Genomic DNA, 5,356 nt, shown 5'->3' with positions numbered 1-5,356 from the left:
GGCGTGCGCCCGGGCTTCGCCGTGCGCTCGGGCTTCGGCGGCCGCTCGCGGCGGGCCGGCCTGCGGGCTGCGGCACGCTCGGCCTCGAGGGCGGCGCGACGGGACAGGTGCACCACCGGGGTGCCCGGGTGCTGGTCGAGTTCGCGTGCAGTCGTCATGGCCGCCCACCATTCTGCACGACTCTGTCGCTTTGTACAGGTCCTTTCGTGATCTCTTCGTTACCGACGGGCTGGGAGCCTGCTGATCGGGCAGCTCGGCGCGGCCCCGGGACCGCCCGGTTCAGTAGTGTCCGGAGTGAGCGAGCGGAAAGGACCCTCCACATGGCCCGGACACCGCGCGAGCGGCACGAACCCGTCGACCTGGCGACAGCGCACGTCGTGCTCGCCGGGACGCAGGAGCTCCTGCCGGTGCTGCGGGCCGCTGCCGTGCGGGCCGGGATCGACGCCGCCCGGATGCGTGTGGTCGGCGTGGACGACCTGCCCGACCCCGGGGAGACCTGGGATGCCGAACTCGCCGTCATCGCCATCCGCCGGCCCGGTGACGACCCGGCGTTCCACCGCGCGCACGAGGCCGCCGAGATGATCGACCTGCTGCTCGCGCCGCACGCGGTCCGGATCGTCGTGACGGTGTCGGGGCTGACCCGGCTCGCGCCGAAGGTCGAACGGACCCTGACGTCCGAGGTGCTCCACCAGATCGGTGCGGCGTCGGCACCGTCCGGGTTCGAGCGGCCCTTCCGGAACTTCCGGATGCGCCTGGGCCTCGCGGCGCTCAAGACCTCCGGCGTCCGCGTGTTCCGCATCCGGATCGGGGAGTGACGGTCAGCGTGCGGGAGCGCCCCTGAGCTCGAGCGCGATCTGCTCGGCATCGAGGTTCTGCAGCATCGACTCGAGCACCTCGGCGTCGAAGCTGCCGTCGTCGCGGGCGTCGAGGACCGCCGCACGCTGCGCTTCGAGCACCGCGAGGCGTCGGGCCTTCGCGCGCCCCATCCACGCCCGGAGTTCGGCCGGGTCGGCGGCCTCGAGCTCCTCACGCGTCGCCGGGCCGTCCTCGCGCGTCCCCGGGACCGCCTCGGCAGCGCTGCGCATCAGCTGCAGCAGGCGCTGGCGTTCCTCGGCATCCCGCTCGGTGGTGTCCGTCGAGGGGGCGGCGATGCGGCGGAGCAACGGTCCGATCGTCCCACCCTGGACCACGAGCGAGAGCAGTGCGACGGCGAACGCGACGAACACGAGCAACGACCGCTGGGGCGTGCCCTCGGGGAGCGTCTGTGCCGCCGCCACGGTCACCGCGCCGCGCATGCCGGCCCACACCACGGCCGTTCCTTCCCGCCAGCCGAGCGGCGCCTTCGTGTAGTACGCGATGTCCGCGAGGGTGCGACGGACCCGCACCGCGAAGCGGTCGAGCTCCCGCTCCGACGGCGCCCGGTTGCCCGGTCGGTGTTCCCGGATCACGTCGCTCATGGCGTCGCGGTCCTGCGCGTGCATCTCCGCGAAGCGTTCCTGCATCCGTTCGCCGCGCTTGGCGCTGGCGGACAGCGCGAGCAGCAGCGGCACGACGTAGGCGGCACGGACGAGCACGGTCAGCACGAGTGCTCCGACGGCGATGAGGAGAGCCGGCCCGATGCCGGCGTGCTCGGCCTGCACGTCGTGGAGGATCGACGCGAGCTGCAGCCCCATGGTCAGGAACACGGCGCCCTCGAGCACGAGCTCGATCGTCTGCCAGTTCTGCGCGTCCGACAGGCGGTGCCCCGGAGGGAGCTTGCGCGGGCCGACGATGCCCGTGAACAACCCCGCGACGACGGCCGCGACCAGGCCGGATCCCTCGAGGTGCTCGGTCGGGATCGCCGCGACGAACGGCACGGCGAACGAGAGCGCCGTGTTCACCGCGGCGTTCGGCACCCGCGAACGGACCCAGACGTTCAGCCAGCCGACGAACCATCCGATGACGACGGCGATCGCGACCGCCCTCGCGAAGTCGCCGAGCGCGCCCCAGAACGAGAAGGACGCCCCCGCGGCGAAGATCGCCGTCCGCAGCAGCACGAGCGCGGTCGCGTCGTTAAGCAGGGACTCGCCGTCGAGGATCGAGATCGCCCGCCGCGACACCGAGGTCTGCTTGACGATCGAGGTCGCGACGGCGTCGGTGGGACTGACGATCGCCCCGAGCGCGATGCCCCACCAGAAGCCCAGACCCGGGACGACCCAGGCGAAGAACAGCCCGAGCACCAGGCTCGACGCGACGACGAGCAGGACGGACAGACCGCTGATCGCGCCGAACTCGCGCCGGAAGTTCATCGAGGGCATCGACACCGCGGCCGAGTACAGCAGCGGCGGCAGCACGCCCGCGAGGATCCACTCGGGTTCGATCCGGGCGTCCGGGATCCACGGCACCAGACTCGCGGCGACCCCCACCGCGACGAGGACGAGCGGCGCGGCGACACCGATGCGCGGACCGAGCACGGCGGAGCCCGCGATCGCGACCAGGGCGACCACGCCGATGACGAGGAGTTCGTTCACACCCCCAGCGTGGCACCGTTCCGATCGATCAGTCCCCGTCGGGTCCCGTGCTGTGGACGGCCGAGGCGTTCACGGGAGGGTGTGGAGGAACGACGTGGGCCACGACCGCGACACTGCCCGCGGCCAGGACGAGCGCGAGCGTGCCCGCGGTCACGGCGGTCCCGATCCGCCGCAGCGAGCCCGACCCGCGGTCCCGGGGCGCGAAGCGGGCGAACCCGCGCCGCGGCGTCGGACCGACGAGCCACGGCCCCGAGCCGTCCTCGTCGTACGAGAACGGCCCGGACCCGTCCGGTGCGTACCGGTACGGGCCGCTGCCGTCCACCGCGTACGCCGAACGGAGGTCCTCCGCGGACCACCCGAAGTCCTCCGGTGTCTGCCGTGTCGTCGACATGTGCGCCTCCTGCGGTCGAGTGGTGCGGGAGACCAGTCCAGGCGACGTTCCTATGTGTCGACGGTGCGCCTCCGGGAAGACGGCCGAGCGTCTGCTCCACGTCGTCGTGACCATGTATCTTGATGTCGAGACATCCCGTTGCGCGAGTAGCGTGGACGTACCGACGGTCGAACAAGGGAGTACCCGCCAGCATGGCCAAGATCATCTACACCCTCACGGACGAGGCGCCGTTCCTCGCCACCCACTCCTTCCTCCCGGTCATCCAGGCCTTCGCCGGCACCGCGGGTGTCGACGTCGAGACCCGCGACATCTCGCTCTCGGGCCGGATCATCGCCCAGTTCCCGGAGCGGCTCACGGCCGAGCAGCGCCTGGACGACGCCCTCGCCGAGCTCGGGGACCTCGCGACGACCCCCGAGGCGAACATCATCAAGCTGCCGAACATCTCGGCGTCCATCCCGCAGCTCAAGGCCGCGATCAAGGAGCTCCAGGCGCAGGGCTACGACCTGCCGGACTACCCCGACGAGCCGACGACGGACGAGGAGCGCGATGCCCGCGCCCGCTACGACCGCGTCAAGGGCAGCGCCGTCAACCCGGTCCTGCGCGAGGGCAACTCCGACCGCCGCGCACCGCTCTCGGTGAAGAACTACGCCCGCAAGCACCCGCACCGCATGGGCGCCTGGAGCCACGACTCGAAGACGAACGTCGTGACCATGGGCACGGACGACTTCCGCTCGAACGAGCAGTCCTGGATCGCGCCCGCCGACGACGTCCTGACGATCGAGTTCGTCGGCGCCGACGGGCAGACGACGGTGCTCAAGCAGTCGATCCCCGTACTCGCGGGCGAGGTCGTCGACGGCACCGTCCTCCACGTCCGCGCGCTCGAGGCCTTCCTCGAGCAGCAGATCGCTGCCGCGCAGGAGCAGGGCGTGCTGTTCTCCGTGCACCTCAAGGCCACGATGATGAAGGTCTCCGACCCGATCATCTTCGGCCACGTCATCCGGGCGTTCTTCCCGACCGTGTTCGAGCGCTTCGGCGCGGACCTGGCCGCAGCCGGCCTCAACCCGAACGACGGCCTCGGCTCGATCCTCGCCGGGCTCGACGCCGTGCCGAACGGCGCCGAGATCAAGCAGGCGTTCGCGGACGGCATCGACGCGGGCCCCGAACTCGCCATGGTCGACTCCGACAAGGGCATCACGAACCTGCACGTCCCGAGCGACGTCATCGTGGACGCCTCGATGCCTGCGATGATCCGCACCTCCGGGCACATGTGGGGCCCGGACGGCGAGGAGCACGACACCCTCGCGGTCATCCCGGACTCGAGCTACGCCGGCATCTACCAGACCGTCATCGAGGACTGCCGCGCGAACGGCGCCTTCGACCCGGCCACCATGGGCTCGGTGCCGAACGTCGGCCTGATGGCGCAGAAGGCCGAGGAGTACGGCTCGCACGACAAGACCTTCGAGGTCCCCGCGGACGGCCGCGTCCGCGTGGTGACGAGCGGCGGCGAGACGATCATCGAGCACGAGGTCGAGGCCGGTGACGTCTGGCGCGCCTGCCAGACCAAGGACGTGGCGATCCGCGACTGGGTGAAGCTCGCCGTGACGCGCGCTCGGGCGACGGGATCGCCCGCGGTCTTCTGGCTGGACGAGACCCGTGCGCACGACGCGAACCTGATCGGGCTCGTGCGGACCTACCTCGGCGAGCACGACACCGAGGGGCTGCAGATCGAGATCATGTCGCCCGAGGACGCCATGCGCTTCTCGCTCGATCGCATCCGCCGCGGCGAGGACACGATCTCGGTCACGGGCAACGTCCTCCGCGACTACCTCACCGACCTGTTCCCGATCATGGAGCTCGGCACCTCGGCGAAGATGCTCTCGGTCGTCCCGCTCCTCGGCGGTGGTGGCCTGTTCGAGACCGGCGCCGGCGGCTCCGCTCCGAAGCACGTCCAGCAGCTCGTCGAGCAGAACTACCTGCGCTGGGACTCCCTCGGTGAGTTCCTCGCGCTCGCGGTCTCGTTCGAGCACCTCGCGGGGGTGACGGGCAACGAGCGGGCGAAGATCCTCGGCGAGACGCTCGACCGTGCGACCGGCACCTTCCTCGACGAGGACAAGTCACCGGGGCGCAAGCTCGGTTCGATCGACAACCGCGGCAGCCACTACTACCTCGCGAAGTACTGGGCCGAGGAGCTCGCGTCGCAGACCGACGACACCGAGCTGGCAGCGGCGTTCGCGGACGTCGCGAAGACCCTCGGCGAACAGGAGTCGACGATCGTCGCGGAGCTGAACGGCGTGCAGGGGCACCCGGCGGACATCGGCGGGTACTACCGCCCGGACGACGCCAAGACGAGCGCCGTGATGCGCCCGTCCACCACGCTGAACGGGATCCTCGCCGCGCTGTAGACGCGACGGGCAGACGGACGGGAGGCGGGGGGGGGGGGGGGGCCCCCGCCCCC

At 71.2% G+C, this 5,356-nt stretch carries 4 protein-coding genes; 2 read left to right on the top strand and 2 right to left on the bottom strand.

Translation table 11 applies throughout. The annotated features are described in order from the left end of the window. Positions 1–320: 320 nt before the first annotated feature. On the top strand, positions 321–815 hold the full coding sequence (locus Q7F20_RS06595) for a hypothetical protein (RefSeq protein ID WP_305739322.1): 495 nt from the start codon (positions 321–323) through the stop codon (positions 813–815). 3 nt (positions 816–818) lie between these two features. Here the strand turns inward: Q7F20_RS06595 and Q7F20_RS06590 are convergent, their stop codons facing one another. Together Q7F20_RS06590 and Q7F20_RS06585 are read right to left on the bottom strand one after the other, a co-directional pair. Continuing rightward, positions 819–2,510 carry a sodium:proton antiporter gene (locus tag Q7F20_RS06590; protein ID WP_305739321.1) on the bottom strand — a complete coding sequence of 564 codons (1,692 nt, stop codon included), beginning with the start codon at positions 2,508–2,510 and terminating at the stop codon, positions 819–821. A 28-nt stretch (positions 2,511–2,538) separates the two neighbouring features. Continuing rightward, complete coding sequence (locus Q7F20_RS06585; protein WP_305739320.1) at positions 2,539–2,901, bottom strand: hypothetical protein; 363 nt, start codon at positions 2,899–2,901, stop codon at positions 2,539–2,541. Between the two features lie 191 nt (positions 2,902–3,092). Between Q7F20_RS06585 and Q7F20_RS06580 the strand changes: the two genes are divergently transcribed. After that, the gene (locus Q7F20_RS06580; protein ID WP_305739319.1) at positions 3,093–5,303 is read left to right on the top strand and encodes an NADP-dependent isocitrate dehydrogenase; all 2,211 of its coding nucleotides are present in this window, start codon (positions 3,093–3,095) and stop codon (positions 5,301–5,303) included. Positions 5,304–5,356: the final 53 nt, after the last annotated feature.

This window comes from Curtobacterium sp. A7_M15 (genome assembly GCF_030705415.1).
Taxonomy (GTDB): domain Bacteria; phylum Actinomycetota; class Actinomycetes; order Actinomycetales; family Microbacteriaceae; genus Curtobacterium.
This window is presented reverse-complemented; position numbering and strand designations above follow the sequence as displayed.